The 16,425-nt window shown below is 46.9% G+C and carries 15 protein-coding genes and 1 pseudogene; 13 read left to right on the top strand and 3 right to left on the bottom strand.

The genetic code is table 11. The features are described from left to right. Window positions 1-9: 9 nt before the first annotated feature. Window positions 10-651 carry a thiamine diphosphokinase gene (locus tag AB4Y93_RS26415; RefSeq protein ID WP_441896512.1) on the bottom strand — a complete coding sequence of 214 codons (642 nt, stop codon included), beginning with the start codon at window positions 649-651 and terminating at the stop codon, window positions 10-12. 172 nt (window positions 652-823) lie between these two features. On the opposite strand from AB4Y93_RS26415, the gene AB4Y93_RS26410 reads away from it, so the two are divergent. Together AB4Y93_RS26410 and AB4Y93_RS26405 are read left to right on the top strand one after the other, a co-directional pair. Then, window positions 824-1,447, top strand: coding sequence for a trimeric intracellular cation channel family protein (locus AB4Y93_RS26410; RefSeq protein ID WP_441896511.1), 624 nt, complete (start codon window positions 824-826; stop codon window positions 1,445-1,447). Beyond that, window positions 1,444-1,917, top strand: a complete 474-nt coding sequence (locus tag AB4Y93_RS26405) for a low molecular weight protein-tyrosine-phosphatase (RefSeq protein ID WP_441896509.1) — start codon at window positions 1,444-1,446, stop codon at window positions 1,915-1,917. Before AB4Y93_RS26410 ends, AB4Y93_RS26405 begins: the two co-directional genes overlap by 4 nt. Window positions 1,918-2,165: 248 nt before the next feature. Here the strand turns inward: AB4Y93_RS26405 and AB4Y93_RS26400 are convergent, their stop codons facing one another. Next, a complete protein-coding gene (locus AB4Y93_RS26400; RefSeq protein ID WP_441896507.1) occupies window positions 2,166-2,903 on the bottom strand; it encodes an alpha/beta hydrolase in 738 nt (245 codons plus the stop codon). Window positions 2,904-3,196: 293 nt separating this feature from the next. Here AB4Y93_RS26400 and pdhA point away from each other — a divergent pair, with 293 nt between their 5' ends. From pdhA to AB4Y93_RS26345, 11 genes and pseudogenes are all read left to right on the top strand, one after another. Continuing rightward, entirely contained in the window at window positions 3,197-4,276 is a 1,080-nt protein-coding gene (pdhA, locus tag AB4Y93_RS26395) for a pyruvate dehydrogenase (acetyl-transferring) E1 component subunit alpha (protein ID WP_441896505.1), read from the top strand. Window positions 4,277-4,334: 58 nt separating this feature from the next. Beyond that, window positions 4,335-5,312 (top strand): alpha-ketoacid dehydrogenase subunit beta, encoded by a 978-nt coding sequence (locus tag AB4Y93_RS26390; protein ID WP_441896503.1) that lies wholly within the window; start codon window positions 4,335-4,337, stop codon window positions 5,310-5,312. A gap of 144 nt (window positions 5,313-5,456) precedes the next feature. After that, complete coding sequence (locus AB4Y93_RS26385) at window positions 5,457-6,761, top strand: dihydrolipoamide acetyltransferase family protein (protein ID WP_441896501.1); 1,305 nt, start codon at window positions 5,457-5,459, stop codon at window positions 6,759-6,761. A gap of 5 nt (window positions 6,762-6,766) precedes the next feature. Further along, window positions 6,767-8,182, top strand: coding sequence for a dihydrolipoyl dehydrogenase (lpdA, locus tag AB4Y93_RS26380; RefSeq protein ID WP_441896500.1), 1,416 nt, complete (start codon window positions 6,767-6,769; stop codon window positions 8,180-8,182). Between the two features lie 105 nt (window positions 8,183-8,287). Beyond that, window positions 8,288-8,778, top strand: a pseudogene (locus tag AB4Y93_RS26375) (acyl-CoA thioesterase). Window positions 8,779-8,830: 52 nt separating this feature from the next. Then, window positions 8,831-9,793 carry a thymidylate synthase gene (locus AB4Y93_RS26370; RefSeq protein ID WP_441896499.1) on the top strand — a complete coding sequence of 321 codons (963 nt, stop codon included), beginning with the start codon at window positions 8,831-8,833 and terminating at the stop codon, window positions 9,791-9,793. A gap of 16 nt (window positions 9,794-9,809) precedes the next feature. Further along, window positions 9,810-10,301 carry a dihydrofolate reductase gene (locus AB4Y93_RS26365; protein WP_441896498.1) on the top strand — a complete coding sequence of 164 codons (492 nt, stop codon included), beginning with the start codon at window positions 9,810-9,812 and terminating at the stop codon, window positions 10,299-10,301. 217 nt (window positions 10,302-10,518) lie between these two features. After that, on the top strand, window positions 10,519-12,009 hold the full coding sequence (locus AB4Y93_RS26360) for a glutamate synthase subunit beta (RefSeq protein WP_441896496.1): 1,491 nt from the start codon (window positions 10,519-10,521) through the stop codon (window positions 12,007-12,009). A gap of 129 nt (window positions 12,010-12,138) precedes the next feature. Then, a complete protein-coding gene (locus tag AB4Y93_RS26355; protein WP_441896495.1) occupies window positions 12,139-12,459 on the top strand; it encodes a hypothetical protein in 321 nt (106 codons plus the stop codon). Between the two features lie 51 nt (window positions 12,460-12,510). After that, window positions 12,511-13,650: a hypothetical protein gene (locus AB4Y93_RS26350; RefSeq protein WP_441896493.1), complete on the top strand. Its 1,140-nt coding sequence runs from the start codon at window positions 12,511-12,513 to the stop codon at window positions 13,648-13,650. 18 nt (window positions 13,651-13,668) lie between these two features. Then, window positions 13,669-16,002: a DNA topoisomerase 3 gene (locus AB4Y93_RS26345; protein WP_441896491.1), complete on the top strand. Its 2,334-nt coding sequence runs from the start codon at window positions 13,669-13,671 to the stop codon at window positions 16,000-16,002. A gap of 310 nt (window positions 16,003-16,312) precedes the next feature. Here AB4Y93_RS26345 and AB4Y93_RS26340 read toward each other — a convergent pair. Continuing rightward, the coding region (locus AB4Y93_RS26340; RefSeq protein ID WP_441896695.1) for an IS3 family transposase at window positions 16,313-16,425 on the bottom strand (113 nt) is incomplete at its 5' end.

Here is a 16,425-nt window from a genome sequence, read left to right as displayed (position 1 = left end):
TATTACAAGTTAGTCTTTGCTCTGAATAACGAGCAGGATACCAGTACGGACGGTTAAGGTACCAACGGGATCTGTAAGTATATTACTGATCCCCAAGGACTGACCGATCTGCAGCGTTGCCTCATGCAGTGGATAAGCGAACCCATGGAGTGTAATCCCGGTAACCTGTTCAGATAAGGGAAGCAGAGAAATATGGCTGTAATCACTTTGATGCAGTTCTGTTGTTCCTGTCTCGGCTAAGGTAATCGTATTATGCTCGTCTGTAATAGAAGCTTTAATTCCTTTCTCCAGTGCCAGCTTGAGCAGATGCACATTCGCAAGGGAATGATCGAATCGGCTCCCCAGCGCTCCGAGCATAACAACCTCAGAAGAGGACTGGTTCAGGGCATGGCGGAATGCAAGTTCTGTATCGGTATAATCCTTATCGATCGGATCATAGGCAAGCGTCTCCCGGCTGTTTGACCGGATAAGCTCAAATTGCTCTGGTGTAACCGAATCAAAGTCGCCAAGCGCCAGATCCGGCGTAAATCCATGCTGCACGAGGAACAAAGCGCCGCGGTCTGCGCCAATTAATGTATCTCCGGGTTGGATCAAGGGAAGCGTCCAGCTACCCAATTGACCGCCAGTACAGATGATGATCCGATTATTCATACTTACTCTTCCTTTCGCACTTCAGGTATTGAAGCCAGTATAATGCGAAAGTTATGTGTAAAACAATTGTCAAACCGAATAAGCGCGGCTAAAATGATGAAGGACAGTACCGACAGGATCGCGTTAGCGAACGCGGATGGGCGGTCATCATGGAAGCGGAGGAGTAGGGAGCTTGGACATCTTTGGCGTTTTCAGTATTATTGGAACGGTCGCCTTTGCAGTCAGCGGCGCGATCGTTGCTATGGAGGAAGAATACGATATTTTGGGCGTATTTGTGCTAGGTCTTGTAACAGCGTTTGGCGGCGGTGTTATAAGAAATTTGCTGATTGGCCGGCCGGTTACGACATTATGGAATCAAGGTAACTTGCTGGAAATCGCTGTGATCGCCATGACGGTTGCTTTTCTGCTGCCAGTATCATGGATCCACAAGTGGAGGAAAAGCGAGTCATTCTTTGATGCTATTGGATTGTCAGCATTTGCGATTCAAGGTGCTTTGTATGCGACCGAGATGAATCACCCGATCAGTGCTGTACTCGTTGCGGCGATGTTAACAGGTATCGGTGGAGGCATCATTCGCGATGTATTGGCAGGTCGGAAGCCACTCGTGCTCAAGGATGAGATTTATGCGGTATGGGCAATGCTCGCAGGCCTAGCAGTAGGCGAAGGCTGGTTCCATACGACGTTTGAGCTCTTAGTCTTGTTTGTTATTGTTATCGTGTTCCGAATGCTGTCGGTTTACTACAAATGGAGACTGCCTCGCAGGTCACTTAAACAGAAAGGAGGAGGCATTATATGAGAAAAGCACGCGTATTGTTCGTTTGTCTCGGCAACATTTGCCGCTCGCCGATGGCAGAAGCCGTATTCCGCAGTCTGGTGGAGAAAGCTGGTCTTGTTGACGCGATCGAGATTGATTCAGCTGGTACAGGAGATTGGCATATCGGCAAGCCGCCTCATGAGGGAACCCGCAAGCAGCTCGATCTTCATGGCATCTCTTATGCGGGCATGAAAGCAAGACAATTTACAGCTGATGATCATGTATTCGATTATATCGTTTGTATGGATACGAAGAACGAGGCGGACGTTCGCCGGATTATCGGAAGCGCGGCCGAGTCGGCTACGATTTTCAAATTTATGGACATGCTCCCACAGCATGCCGAGGACGACGTTCCAGATCCGTATTATACTGGCAATTTCGACTATGTATATGAGCTGGTAGTTGAAGGAAGCGATAAGCTTCTTGAACAGATCGTTAATGACCTGAAATAAATGAAAAGCTCGGTCGGGTATATACCTGTCCGAGCTTTTTTGCGTTTTTTACTCTAGCCTGATGGGAGTGTGGTGGGTGAGGGAGAAAATAAGACCTTAATTCCGTACTACAGCGGGTAATAGGGAGTGCGGATGACGTGAAGGAGTACCAATAAGACGGAAAATCCGTACTACAGGTGCTGCAGGAATTACATCCATAAAAAAAGGTGCTGTTTCATCAAATATGATGGACAGCACCTTTTTTTTAGTTATTCAACTTCGATAAAATGCATCAAGCCGTCCGGCAGTTCCTTCTGCCAGAAGCCCCATTGATGACCGCCGTCTTTTTCAAAATAAGTCAGCTTTGCACCTCTTTCTTCAAGAATGGAGCGGGCTGTACGGTTGATGTCGAGGAAATCGAAAATACCATGACCGGTATCATAAGCTGTCTCCCCAAAGCCGGCAATCATATACATCTCAAGCCAGGACAAATCCTTTTGCTCTTCCATGATCTCTCTCGAGCGGTCGTAATAAGCGCCAGAGAGCGATAAGATGCGGGTGAACAGCTCTGGGTATGTTAATGCCAAGTGGAAGGAGATCGTCCCGCCTAGGGAGTCGCCAGCAAGCAAACGATGCTCAGGAGAAGTTCGGACTGGATATTTGCCTTCTATAAAAGGAATAAGTTCTTCGCCGAAGAAACGGACATAGGCTGCGTGTCGATTGCCATCAGGCGAATATTCAGCTGTTCTATACGTCTTGTCGACATCAACGCCAACAATAATGAATGGTTCTACGCCCTCATCGAGAATAATGCGGTTCGCCGTTGTTGCAATCCGTCCGAAGTTGAAGAAGTCTTCACCGTCCTGGCAGTATACGACAGGATAGCTGAGTACTTCGTTATACCCTGGCGGCAAATAGATACGCAAACTGCGTTCGCCTTCTGTTAAGTAACTGCTTTTTACAATTTCTTTCACCACGGTGCGTTTCAAGTAACGTTGATCAGTCATATGTGAATCCCCCTGAATGGAATGGTTGGCTTGTGGGTAAACAATAGTAAGGTAATGATAATCTGCCCGTACCTCAGTCATCATCTGGTATTGAACCCTGATTGTATTATGCTGTTATACAGAAAAAACAAATCTGTTACATATACAATTCATCAGTGAAATCGGCCAGATTAGCGAAAAAACAACGGTTTTTTTGTTTTTTTCTTTGACCATTTTCGGTAAACAGGTGTATTATGATTCTATAACAGAGAGCTCCGATTTTCAAATATTAATGATCGAGGTGAGCGTTCAAAATGAGCAAAGTGCTTAACAAACTGCCATATGAAGTTCAAACGGAACCTGTAAAACCATTATCCGTGTTGTCGCTCGACGGCGACGTAGTTAACCCGGAATATATGCCGGATCTGACTGACGACCAATTAAAAGAATTAATGTACCGTATGGTATTTACACGCACATGGGATGAGCGTGCCGTTAACCTTGGCCGCCAAGGCCGTCTAGGCTTCTATGCTCCGGTATCCGGACAAGAAGCATCGATGATCGGCAGCGAATATGCGATTAATAAAGATGATTTCATTTGCCCAGGCTACCGGGATATCCCACAGCTTGTATGGCATGGTCTTCCAATGTATCAAGCTTTCCTTTATTCCCGTGGTCATCAACATGGCGGCCAAATTCCAGCTGATGTACATGTACTTATGCCACAAATCATTATCGGCGCACAAGTACTTCATGCAGCTGGCGTAGCAATGGCATTCAAGAAACGCGGAGAGAAACGTGTAGCGATCACTTATACAGGTGACGGCGGTTCTTCTGAAGGCGACTTCTACGAATCTATGAACTTTGCGGGAGTATTCAAGCTTCCAGTTATTTATGTCGTACAAAACAACCGTTATGCCATCACAACGCCATATGAGAAACAAACAGCAGCTTTGTCTGTTGCTCATAAATCCGTTGCAGCTGGTATCAAAGGTGTTCAAATTGACGGTATGGATGTTCTTGCTGTTATTAAAGCAGTATCTGAAGCGGCTGAACGCGGCCGTAATGGTGAAGGTGCAACTCTGATCGAGATGTTGACTTACCGTTTCCGTCCGCATTCCCTGTCTGACGATGCGACGAAATACCGTACGAAAGATGAAGAAGCGGAATGGGGCCTTAAGGATCCTCTTATTCGTTTCGGCAAGTTCTTGGAGAAGAAAGGCCTTTGGACAGAAGAAGATACGGCTCGCGTGAAAGAGGAAGCGAAAGCGGCTGTTAACGAGAACATCAAAAAAGCAGAAGCAACAGAGAAAATGACAGTTGGCGGCTTGATTGATTCTATGTTCGAAACAACGCCTCAGCATCTGGAAGAGCAAAAGGCTGATTTTCAATAATACCCTTGCCTGACGATGGGATTTTGCACGAGCAAAAATGAAGGAGGATCTGACGATCATGGCTCAAATGAATATGTTGGAAGCAATCCGCGACGCTATGCGTGTGGAGCTTAAACGTGATGAGAACGTACTTATCTTCGGTGAGGACGTTGGTAAAGTCGGCGGTGTATTCCGCGTAACAGAAGGTTTGCAAGAAGAATTCGGCGAGGAGCGCGTATTCGATACGCCACTTGCTGAATCCGCTATCGGCGGTTTGGCAGTTGGTATGGGTATTCAAGGTTTCCGTCCGGTTGCTGAAATCCAATTTGTTGGTTTCATCTATGAAGCAATGGACCAAATGTTTATTCAAGCGGCGCGTATGCGTTACCGTTCCGGTGGCCGTTACAACTCTCCAATCGTATTCCGTACACCATTTGGCGGCGGCGTTAAAGCGGCAGAACTTCACACGGACTCCCTGGAAGGTCTTGCTGTTCAAACACCAGGTATCAAAGTTGTTATTCCATCCAACCCGTACGATGCAAAAGGTCTGATGATCGCTGCAATCCGCGATAATGACCCTGTATTCTTCATGGAGCACCTGAACTTGTACCGTGCTTTCCGTGCTGAAGTACCAGAAGGCGAGTACACAGTTGAGATCGGTAAAGCAAACGTGGTTCGTGAAGGTTCGGATGTAACCATCATCGCTTACGGCATGATGGTTCACACAGCTGTGAAAGCGGCGGACGAGCTTGAGAAAAACGGTATTAAAGCGGAAGTTATTGACCTTCGCTCCCTGGTGCCGCTCGATATCGACACTATCGTTGCTTCGATCAAAAAAACAAACCGCGCAATCGTTGTTCAAGAAGCACAAAAAACTTCCGGCGTAGCAGCAGAAGTTATTGCTCAAATCAACGAAAAAGCAATCCTGCACCTGGAAGCTCCTGTACTCCGCGTTGCTGGTCCAGATACGGTATATCCGTTCGCACAAATCGAAGATACTTGGCTGCCAACACCAGCTCGTATCGTAGATGCGGTTAATAAAGTCCTGAACTTTTAATGTTATTCATCCTCATGGATGATGGATATAAATTGCCCGCTTAATAGCGGGCAAAGTCGTCATTAGGCGGCGAATTTAAGCGGATGCTTACGAGGTAAGAATCACCGCAAAGAGCACGGCAATTCTTTTGAGGAGGATACTACAGTGGCGAAATTTGAATACAAATTTCCAGAGCTTGGCGAAGGCTTGCACGAAGGCGAAATCGTTAAAGTGCATATTAAAGTCGGCGACAAAGTAACGGATGACGATATCATCATGGAAGTACAGAACGATAAGGCAGTTGTAGAAGTTCCTTGTCCTGTAAATGGTGTTGTTACGGAAGTGCGCATGAAGGACGGCCAAGTATGCCATGTTGGCGAAGTTGTAGCGATTATTGATGCAGAAGGCGATATTCCTGATCAAGATACTCCTACTGCGACTGAGGCTCCAGCGGCAGCGGCTCCTGCAGCACCAGCTGCTCAAGCAGCGGCACCAACTGCAGCTCCTGCAGTACCAGCAGAAGCGCCTAAAGCAACAGGCGGCCAAGTACTGGCTACACCTAGCGTTCGTAAATTTGCCCGTGAACAAGGCGTTGACCTGACGACGGTTACCGGCACTGGCAAAAACGGCCGCATCACTCGTGAAGATGTAACTAACGGCGGCGCAGCAGCTCCGGCAGCGGTTGAAGCTCCAGCAGCTGAAGCAGCAGCACAAGCATCTGATGCACCTGCAGCAGCTAAACCGGCAGCAGCGGCAACTGACGCATACCGTCCAGAAGAGCGCGTGCCATTCAAAGGTATCCGTAAAGCGATCGCTAACGCGATGGTTAAATCGGTATACACAGCTCCACACGTTACAATCATGGACGAAGTGGATGTTACAGAACTGGTTGCTCTTCGTACGAAATACAAACCATACGCAGAGAAAAAAGGTTCCAAGCTGACTTACCTGCCATTCATCGTGAAGGCACTTGTTGCGGCATGCCGCCAGTTCCCAATCATGAATGCTACGCTTGACGAAGCTAACCAAGAAATCGTCTACAAAAAGTTCTACAATATCGGTATCGCGACAGATACAGACAACGGCTTGATCGTTCCTGTAATCGAGGACGCTGACCGTAAAAATATCTTCATGGTTGCAGACAAAATCCGTGACCTGGCAGTTAAAGGCCGCGAAGGCAAATTGTCCTCTGCTGAGCTTAAAGGCAGCACAATCACAATCTCCAACATCGGTTCCGCTGGCGGTATGTTCTTTACACCAGTAATCAACTTCCCTGAAGTTGCAATCTTGGGTACTGGTCGTATCTCTGAGAAACCGGTTGTTCGCAACGGCGAAATCGTGGCAGCACCTGTAATGGCACTGTCGCTGAGCTTCGACCACCGTCTCATCGACGGCGCAACAGCTCAAAACTTTATGAACTACATTAAACAACTTCTGGGTCAACCAGAATTATTCATCATGGAGGTGTAACTACAATGGTAGTAGGAGATCCGTCTTTAGATATTGATACTTTAGTCATCGGTGCTGGTCCTGGCGGTTATGTTGCAGCAATCCGCGCAGCACAACTTGGTCAAAATGTTCTTGTTGTTGAGAAAGAAAATGTGGGCGGCGTTTGTTTGAACGTTGGCTGTATTCCTTCCAAAGCGCTTATCTCGGCATCGCATCAATACGAATCCATCAGCCATGCATCGGCGTTCGGCATTACTGCTGGCGACGTGAAAGTGGAATGGAACAAAGTACAAGAGTTCAAGAACGGTATCGTTAAAAAACTGACCGGCGGTGTTGCATCGCTTCTTAAAGCGAATAAAGTGCAATACTTCAACGGCGAAGTTATGTTCATTAACGAGAACGAAGCACGTGTCTTCAACGATCAAGAAGCACCGCGTTACCGTTTCAAAAACTGCATTATTGCAACAGGTTCCCGTCCGATCGAGCTGAAAGCATTCCCGTTCAGCGGCCGTATCGTTTCGTCGACTGGTGCGTTGTCCCTGCCTGAAATTCCGAAAAGCATCATCGTTATTGGTGGCGGCTACATCGGTATCGAGCTTGGTCAAATGTACTCCAAATTCGGTACAAAAGTAACAATCATTGAAGGCGGCGACGCAATTCTGCCAGGCTTCGATAAAGATATGGGTTCGATCGTTGCTAAGAAACTTAAAGGCACAAACGTTGATATCGTTACTGGCGCAATGGCTCAAGGCGCTGAACAAACAGATAAAGACGTTACACTGACTTATAAAGTTGGCGACAAAGAAGAGAAAGTAACAGCAGACTACCTGCTCGTTACAGTTGGACGTCGTCCTAACACAGACGGAGACCTTGGTCTTGAACTGGCTAACGTTAAAGTTGGCGAACGTGGTCTGGTTGAAGTTGACGCACAATGCCGTACAAGCAACCCGCATATTTATGCAATCGGCGACATCATTGCTGGTCCTGCACTAGCTCACAAAGCAATGTACGAAGGCCGCATTGCAGCAGAAGCAATCTCTGGTCAGCCAAGCGTTATCGATTACAAATGTGTACCTGCAGTATGCTTCTCCGATCCGGAATGTGCAGCTGTTGGTCTTTCCGAGAAAGAAGCAAAAGACAAAGGCTACCAAACAAAAGTGGGCAAATTCCCATTCGCAATCAACGGTCGTGCAATGTCGCTTAACGCGACTGAAGGCTTCGTGAAACTCGTTTCCGATGCTGAGACTGGTCTTGTTCTGGGCGCACAAATCATCGGTCTTGAAGCTTCCAACATGATTGCTGAGCTTGCTCTTGCAATCGAAATGGGTGCTACACTCGAAGATATCGCTCTGACTATCCATGCGCATCCTACACTGGGTGAGATCGTTCTTGACGCAGCAGAGGTAGCGCTTGGACATCCGATTCACACAGTAGCTAAATAATAGCTCCTCTACTTGATATTTAATCGAAGAGGCCCCGCTGCTTGAACAGCATGCGGGCCTCTTTTTGCATATTATAACTGTACATAGCGTAAGGAGCGGTTGGTTATGGAAAAGCCGGCTAGTGCATCCAGAACGGTAATGACGCAGATCATTTTCCCGCTGGATACGAATCATCATGAGACGATGTTTGGCGGCAAAGTAATGGAGTACATGGATAAAGCAGCGGCTATTGCAGCGATGCGCCATGCTCGTATGCAGGTTGTTACGGCCTCAACGGACAGTATCGATTTTGTAGCTCCGATAAAAGTTGGCGAAGTCATTGAAGTAGAAGCATTCGTCAGCTGGACGAATGACAGCTCAATGGAAGTATGCGTCACCGTTCAATCCGAGAATCTATATACAGCACAGCGAACGACGACGGTAACCGCCTTTTCACCTTTGTAGCCTTGAATGATAAGGGCAAACCAACTAAAGTGCCGAAGGTGTATCCGGAGTCAGAAGGAGAAATCCATTTATTTGCAACGGCTCCCGAACGATATGAATTACGAATGAAGAGAAAACGGGAAAGACAACACGCGGCGAAAATGTTAAAATAGTTAAATAGTTTTGTTCCCTTGTAGATCGAAATTCAAGGAGTTGAAAGAAACCGTGACTGTTCAAACGACAGAAGTCGAATATTTGGAATTACTGCGTCATGTGCTGGCTAATGGTGTGAAGAAAGAAGATCGTACCGGTACGGGAACGATCTCGACTTTTGGCTATCAGATGCGGTTTGACTTGAATAAAGGTTTTCCGCTTTTGACGACAAAGCGTGTACCTTTTAAATTAATCGTAAGTGAATTGCTCTGGTTCATAAAAGGGGATACGAATATTCGATATCTTCTGCAGCATAACAACCACATTTGGGATGAATGGGCGTTCAAGAGGTGGGTGGAGAGCACCGATTACAATGGTCCTGATATGACCAATTTCGGCTTACGCTCGCAGACGGATGAAGGTTTTAATAGCCTTTACAAAGAGCAGATGGAGAAGTTTATCCAGCTTGTTCTGACAGACGATGAGTTTGCAACCAAATACGGCGAACTAGGCAATGTATATGGCAAGCAGTGGCGGGAGTGGCGCACAACGCAAGGGGAAACCATTGATCAGCTAAAAGATGTAATCGCAACGATTAAGAAGAACCCTGACTCGAGACGACTAATTGTATCCGCTTGGAATCCGGAGGATGTACCGTCGATGGCGCTGCCTCCATGTCATACGATGTTCCAATTTTATGTGATAAACGGTAAGTTAAGCTGCCAGCTTTATCAACGCAGCGGAGATATTTTCCTCGGTATACCATTTAACATCGCAAGCTATGCCTTGCTTACTCATTTGGTGGCTCAGGAATGCGGGCTGGAAGCAGGAGAGTTTATTCATACGCTTGGGGATGCTCATATTTATATGAATCATTTGGATCAAATTGATATTCAATTAAAGCGGGACATGCGTGAGCTGCCAGTTCTTTCGATTAATCCGGATGTGAAATCGATCTTCGAAGTTGAGGTAGAGGATATCACGATCGAGAATTATCAGCCACACCCAACCATTAAGGCTCCGGTAGCCGTATAAGAAAGCAGGTCGCATCATGTCGATTACGATGATTGCAGCCATGGATCGCAGCCGTACAATCGGAATCGGGAATAAGCTGCCTTGGCGCCTTCCAGCAGAGATGGCGTTCTTTACCCGTCATACAACAGGCAAAACGGTCGTAATGGGACGTAAAACCTTTGAATCGCTGCCGAAACCGCTGAAAGACCGCGTCAATGTGGTTATTTCCAGACAATCGGATTACGCCAAAGAAGGCTGTGAAGTCGTTCATTCGGTGCAGGAAGCGATTGCCCGTTATGGTGAAGGCGAATTGATGGTTATAGGCGGGGCGGAAATATATAAACAGTTTCTTCCCTTTGCGGACAAACTGCTGCTCACGGAAGTAGATACCGAAATTGAAGGCGGAGACGCTTTCTTTCCCGAGTTCTCATCCGATGAGTGGGAGCGGGTAGATGCTGAGCAAGTTGAACGAGATGAGCGGAACGCCTTTTCCTTTACATTCCAAACTTTTACTCGTCTAAAGTCGTAAGGAAGCTAAAATAAAGAAATGACGAACGATATGTCATAAAGTGCAAATGATTGTGCGGATAATCCATTAACGACAGAAGACAACAATGATAGGCTTTTTTAATATAATATTCGCGTGTTTAATGAAGTTTTTTGTTGAAATATTTAATGATACCCGATATAGTTTTAAGAGAATAATATATAGCTTTTCGGGAATATTGGATGGAGGAAATTCGCACATGTCTACACCTACAGGTTTTATGCAGTATCAACGTGAATTGCCGGCCGATCGTGATCCGCTTGAGCGGATTAAGGATTGGAATGAATTTCATAAACATTTGTCGGATGAGCAGCTGCGTACGCAAGGTGCTCGCTGTATGGATTGCGGAACTCCTTATTGCCATACTGGCATGGAACTTGCAGGCTCGGCATCCGGCTGCCCGGTTAATAACTTGATTCCAGAATGGAATAACTTGATTTATCGGGGATTGTGGCGTGAAGCACTTGACCGTTTGCACAAAACGAATAATTTCCCGGAATTTACTGGCCGTGTTTGTCCTGCGCCTTGTGAAGGTTCTTGTACAGTAGGCCTGATCGGTGATCCGGTAACGATCAAAACGATCGAGAATGAGATCATCGAGCGCGGTTTTGCAGAAGGATGGGTTGTTGCACAACCTCCTAAAGTACGCACAGGTAAAAAAGTAGCGGTAGTTGGCTCTGGTCCTGCAGGTCTGGCAGCAGCAGCTCAATTGAACAAAGCAGGCCATAAAGTAACCGTATACGAACGTGCTGACCGCTTAGGCGGACTTCTCACGTACGGAATTCCTACAATGAAGCTTGAGAAGCATGTTGTAGATCGCCGTGTGAACATCATGAGAGAAGAAGGTATTGAGTTCGTAACGAATACGGAGATTGGCAAAGATATTTCGAGAGACGAGCTTCTGAAGGAATTTGACGCTGTCATTATGTGCGGTGGCGCAACGAAAGCTCGCGACGTTGAGATGGAAGGCCGCAGCTTGAACGGCATCCACCTTGCGATGGATTATCTGAATGGAACCATTAAGAGCTACCTGGATTCGAACCTCGAAGATGGAAACTACATCTCGGCTAAAKATAAAGATGTTATCGTTATCGGCGGCGGCGACACAGGTACAGACTGCGTGGCAACGGCTCTGCGTCACGGCTGTAAATCGGTTACACAATTTGGTACGGTTGCGAAAGCACCACTGGAACGTGATATCGTGAACAACCCTTGGCCGCAATTCCCTAATGTGTACACGCTTGATTATGCACAAGAGGAAGCAAAAGCCCTATATGGTGAAGATCCTCGTGCATTCTCCGTACTGACGAAGAAATTTGTTGGCGACGAGAATGGCAACCTGAAAGAGCTGCACACGGTACAAATCGAGCGTACAGTTGATGAAGAAACTGGCCGCAGAATTTATAAAGACATCCCAGGCACAGAAAAAGTATGGCCGGCTGATCTTGTCTTTATCGCAGTAGGCTTTGAAGGTCCAGACAGCTCGCTGATCGATTCGTTTGGTCTTGAGCAAGACCGTCGTACGAATGTGAAAGCAACTTATGGCAAATACAAAACAAACGTTGATAAAGTATTCGCAGCAGGTGATATGCGCCGCGGACAAAGCCTTGTTGTATGGGCAATTAACGAAGGACGCGAGGCAGCTCGTGAAGTGGATAAATATTTGATGGGATCGTCGATGCTGCCTTAAGCAGGAAGTTAATGACGATAACTATCTTTAACAGAAAGCGCCTACGGGCGCTTTTCTTGTCGAATACGGATATAAGCATTTGCTTACGAAGCAAGAATGGCTAACCATTCTTTTTTAGGAGGACAGTTGATGATTAAATATGGATTGGATCGTGTAACAGAACTGCGTTTCGAAACGATTAAGGCTGAGATGGAGCGCAGAGACCATCAGTGGGTTGATATTACCCTTCGATTCGAGGTAATGGATGAGACACCTATTCCCGATGATCTAATTGATTTTAGCGGACTAGTTATTTGTACGTTAGGTGGCGCAATCGCGCAAATCGTCCCTCAGGATGAAGATATTGATTGCGAGTATCAATTTACGACTTTCGAAAAAGAACAAATTCGTACCTTTATCGAGAGTGATGAAATCCAGCAGCGTATTAGAAATCTATCCTCCCCGTTGTAAGGAAACTTGTGGTAAAATCGGTTTGAGATGACGTAAAGGGGAGAATTCGTCATGCCGGCCGATCGAGCAGAAGCTTTTGTGTTAACCCCGACCGATGTACGCAAAATCAGACAATACGTTCAGCATAAATATGCGGCTATGCCGCAAGATAAGCGGGCAGAGATTGTAGCAGATGCTGTCAGCCGTATTATCCATAAGCAGCTTCCTTCCTTCGAGGAAGCGATTAAACATGAGGTTACAGCGAGACTGATCCGAACAACCGTGTTGGAGAAGCAAATGCCGGTCCGAGCGGATGATATCTTTGAAGCTTGCTTATCCCTTGATATAACGGATGCCAAAGTAGTTACGCCGCTTCATCAATGGGTAGAGGAGCAGACTGGTGCCGAGCTGGCTTGGGACTTGTTTCATATTCAATTGGACAAGCTGGTGCAGCATCAACAGCCTGCCATACAAGGTGAATGGGAGCAGTTGAAGGAATGGATGAGGTCTGAGCATCTTATAGAGGTGAAGATAAAACCACCGGTTGCTGAGCTGGCAGAGGTAGTTCCTCTGCCTGTACAGAATGTTGGCAGGAAGTTTGTGAAGCCGTATAGGTCGAAGCAAACCTTGACTTATCTTCTTTTATCTTTATTACTGGTCTGTGCATCCCTGCTGTATGGCTGGTCATTATTGAAACCATCTCCTAACAAGCTTCAGCCACCTGTAAATTTGCAATCCTTCGAAAAAGCCAAGCCGGTGGTAAAGAATAACGAATTACCGGAAGAGCTTCGTTATGCAGATGTGGACAAGGTCAGTCTTGTTGATTTTTTAAACAGCAGAGATTCGTTATTAGCTGAACAGCCTTATTTGGATGCCATTATTGATGCCGCTAGAACATTTGATATACATCCCCTCCTTTTATTCGCGATTACCGGTCAGGAGCAGGCTTTTGTACCGAAGTCGAATAAACAGGCGAAGAAGATCGCCAATAATCCGTTCAATGTTTTTTATAGCTGGAAAGACTACAATACGACCATTCATGACTCAGCACGGATCGCTTCAGAGACTGTCTTGAAATGGAGCAGGAATCGGCCGGAGGGCAAGGACCCGATTGCATGGATCAACCGCAAATATGCGGAGGATCAGCATTGGGCCGATGGCGTGAGTAAAATTTTTGCAACGATGAAAAGCAAAGTGGAACGAACAAGCTAGAGTTAGAGAGGCGATTTGTTGAAGACATTAATTATTGCGGAAAAGCCGGATATGGGACGGACGATAGCTGCGGTTGTTGAACCGAAGGCATCTAATAAGCGGACGTACTTGGAAGGTGACCGTTTTATTATTACATGGGCGATCGGTCATCTGGTTACTTTAGCGGAGCCTGACCAATATGATGCCCGCTATAAAAAGTGGAATGATCAGGATTTGCCAATTATCCCGCAAACATTCAAGCTGTGGCCGAATGCCCGGACAAAGGATCAATTAAAGACGATCGGTGAGCTTGCGAAGCGATGCGGCCGTCTCGTTAATGCCTGCGATGCCGGGCGAGAGGGACAGCTTATTTTTCATCTGATCAGGCAGTATTTGAAGCTTCCCCAGCCGACAGACCGTCTCTGGATCTCTGATTTGACGCCTGAGACGATTCGGAAGGGGTTTGATACCCTTCGAAGTGATGAAGAGTACGCACCTCTGACGAGGGCAGCACGGGCGCGCAGTGAGGCGGATTGGCTGATTGGGATGAATGCTTCGCGTGCTTTTACAATCCGTCATAAGGCTCTGCTGTCTGTTGGCCGAGTACAGACTCCTGTACTTGCACTGCTGTATGACCGCCATAAGGAGATTACTGCTTTCCAGTCAGATATGTATTATGTGGTGAAAGCTTCCTTCGATCAGAGTGGATTTGGTTATTCCGGTATATGGCAGGGGGATCGGTTAACGGATAAAGCAAAGGCGGAGGCATTAGCAGCTAAGACTCAAGGCAAGCCTGGTATCATTAAAGATTATCAGACAGCGGAGAGCAAAGAGTATCCGTTCCGTCTTCATGATCTTACACTGCTTCAGCGGGAAGCCAATGGCCGTTACGGCTATTCGGCGAAAAAGACGCTTGATATTGCGCAGGCTTTGTACGAGAAGCATAAAGCGATCACTTATCCGCGTACGAACTCCAACTACGTAACGGAAGAAAACTTGCCAGTTATGCAAAAGGTGCTTTCGATGCTGCAGGGCAACGATACGTACAGGGAGCTTGCGAATGGAGCAGACCGCAGCCGCGTTCACAAAGGCAATAAGGCTGTTTGTAATCCGGCCAAGGTTGAGGATCACCATGCGATTATGCCAACGCCAAAGCGGCCATCAGGTTTAAGCACGGAAGAGCAAAACATCTATGACATGATTGTTAGACGTTTCTTGTCGCAATATTACCCGCCGGCGGTCTATAAGAACCATACGGTGTTAACAGAAGTAGAAGGCGAAACCTTCCGTACAAAAGCCAAGGAATTGCTGGATATTGGCTGGAAGGTCGTCCAACAGGATCAAGCGCAAACCGCGAAGAAGACGAGTAAGCGTAAAGGTAGCGAGAAGGACGAGGCTGAAGCCGATGAAGAAGAACTGCTAATGGATAAGCCCTTCTCTATTGAGCCGAGCCAAGGTGTACGCTGTGTGAAGTCGGAAGCGCTCGAGAAGACAACTCAACCGCCGAAAGCATACACCGAGGGAACCTTACTTAAAGCGATGGAAAGTGCTGGAAAGTCGATGGAAGATGACGAGCTTCGTGAAGCGATGAAGGATACAGGTCTAGGGACGCCTGCTACACGTGCAGCAACGATCGAACGTCTAAAGCAGGTTGGTTATGTTGGACTAACCGGCAAGAAGCTGGAGATTTCCTCAAAAGGCTGCGCTGCGATTGAATTGATCCGTGGAGCGGGAGTAGATCTGCTGGCATCACCGGAGATGACAGGCCGCTGGGAGCAACGGCTCCATCAAATTTCACGTGGTGAAGCATCTGATGATCAATTTATAATGAAAGTAAAGCAATTTGCTGCTATGATCGTCGATAAGGTGCGCCAGCAGCGACCAGCAGCTCCTGGTACGTTCGAAGAACGGGAAAGCGGCGGTAAGCGCGGGACAGCTGCAGTTGGAGCGAAGAAAGGCAGCCGTACGACGAAGGCAGCCAGCGGCAGCAGAGAACATTCCACAGCAGCTTCAGCCTCATCATCGTCCAGATCTTCAACATCCGGTACACGGACAGCAGCAGCTTCCTCCAGCAGGCAAACCGCAGCAAGTTCATCATCGACACGAGAACCCATAGCAGCTTGTCCAAGAGCCGGCTGTCATGGTCATATCATTGAAGGTAAACGTGGTTTTGGCTGCAGCGCTTTTCGAGATGGCTGTACCTTTGTTATCTGGAAGGAGCAGCAAGGGAAGACGATATCGATCACGATGATTAAATCCCTGCTGGAAAAAGGTGCGACTAGCCAGTTGACCTTCAAGCGCCCGGATGGCAGCAGTATGAAGAGCAAGTTCGTGCTCATTGACAGGGATAAAGGGACGTTAACCGTCCAGTAGATCAGTAGAAAGCAATAGGAGGGACGTTATGATAGTGAGAAAGCTTGCTCGAATAGCTGGAGGCACGATTATCGTAGCAGTCATTCTGTTATTTGTTCTACTATGCTTAGGTGGGATTCTTTTCTTTTCCGGGGTTTGGTACAAAGCATCGTTTATGTGAGAAAAATTCCTATCGGAGTACTTCGAGGATGAGCGACCGCTTTTAATCGGAAGTTTTAATCGCCAATCGGAATGATTTTCTTTGTAAAAAAGGAGTAAAGCAGCTAAGTGAACTGGCCCCCTTGTCAAGGACACTTGAAAAAGAGGAAGGTTAGGCAGCAGCAGCAACCAACAATAGATGATTCCTGTATTGAACAGGGGTCATCTTTTTTAATCCCCATTGATAACGGTGATTATTGTAGTAGGTAATGTAACGATCTATCT

Source organism: Paenibacillus sp. YAF4_2 (assembly GCF_052113225.1).
Taxonomy (GTDB): Bacteria; Bacillota; Bacilli; order Paenibacillales; family Paenibacillaceae; genus Pristimantibacillus.
Note: the sequence above shows the minus strand (reverse complement) of the source record. Positions and strands in the feature narration are given on the sequence as shown.

What these genes read in the sequence shown, in the direction of transcription:
- pdhA (WP_441896505.1), top strand. Translation starts at nt 3,197, where the DNA reads ATGAGCAAAGTGCTTAACAAACTGCCATATGAAGTTCAAACGGAACCT.
- AB4Y93_RS26405 (WP_441896509.1), top strand. Translation starts at nt 1,444, where the DNA reads ATGAGAAAAGCACGCGTATTGTTCGTTTGTCTCGGCAACATTTGCCGC.
- lpdA (WP_441896500.1), top strand. Translation starts at nt 6,767, where the DNA reads ATGGTAGTAGGAGATCCGTCTTTAGATATTGATACTTTAGTCATCGGT.
- AB4Y93_RS26350 (WP_441896493.1), top strand. Translation starts at nt 12,511, where the DNA reads ATGCCGGCCGATCGAGCAGAAGCTTTTGTGTTAACCCCGACCGATGTA.
- AB4Y93_RS26400 (WP_441896507.1), bottom strand. Translation starts at nt 2,903, where the DNA reads ATGACTGATCAACGTTACTTGAAACGCACCGTGGTGAAAGAAATTGTA.
- AB4Y93_RS26365 (WP_441896498.1), top strand. Translation starts at nt 9,810, where the DNA reads ATGTCGATTACGATGATTGCAGCCATGGATCGCAGCCGTACAATCGGA.
- AB4Y93_RS26355 (WP_441896495.1), top strand. Translation starts at nt 12,139, where the DNA reads ATGATTAAATATGGATTGGATCGTGTAACAGAACTGCGTTTCGAAACG.
- AB4Y93_RS26415 (WP_441896512.1), bottom strand. Translation starts at nt 651, where the DNA reads ATGAATAATCGGATCATCATCTGTACTGGCGGTCAATTGGGTAGCTGG.
- AB4Y93_RS26390 (WP_441896503.1), top strand. Translation starts at nt 4,335, where the DNA reads ATGGCTCAAATGAATATGTTGGAAGCAATCCGCGACGCTATGCGTGTG.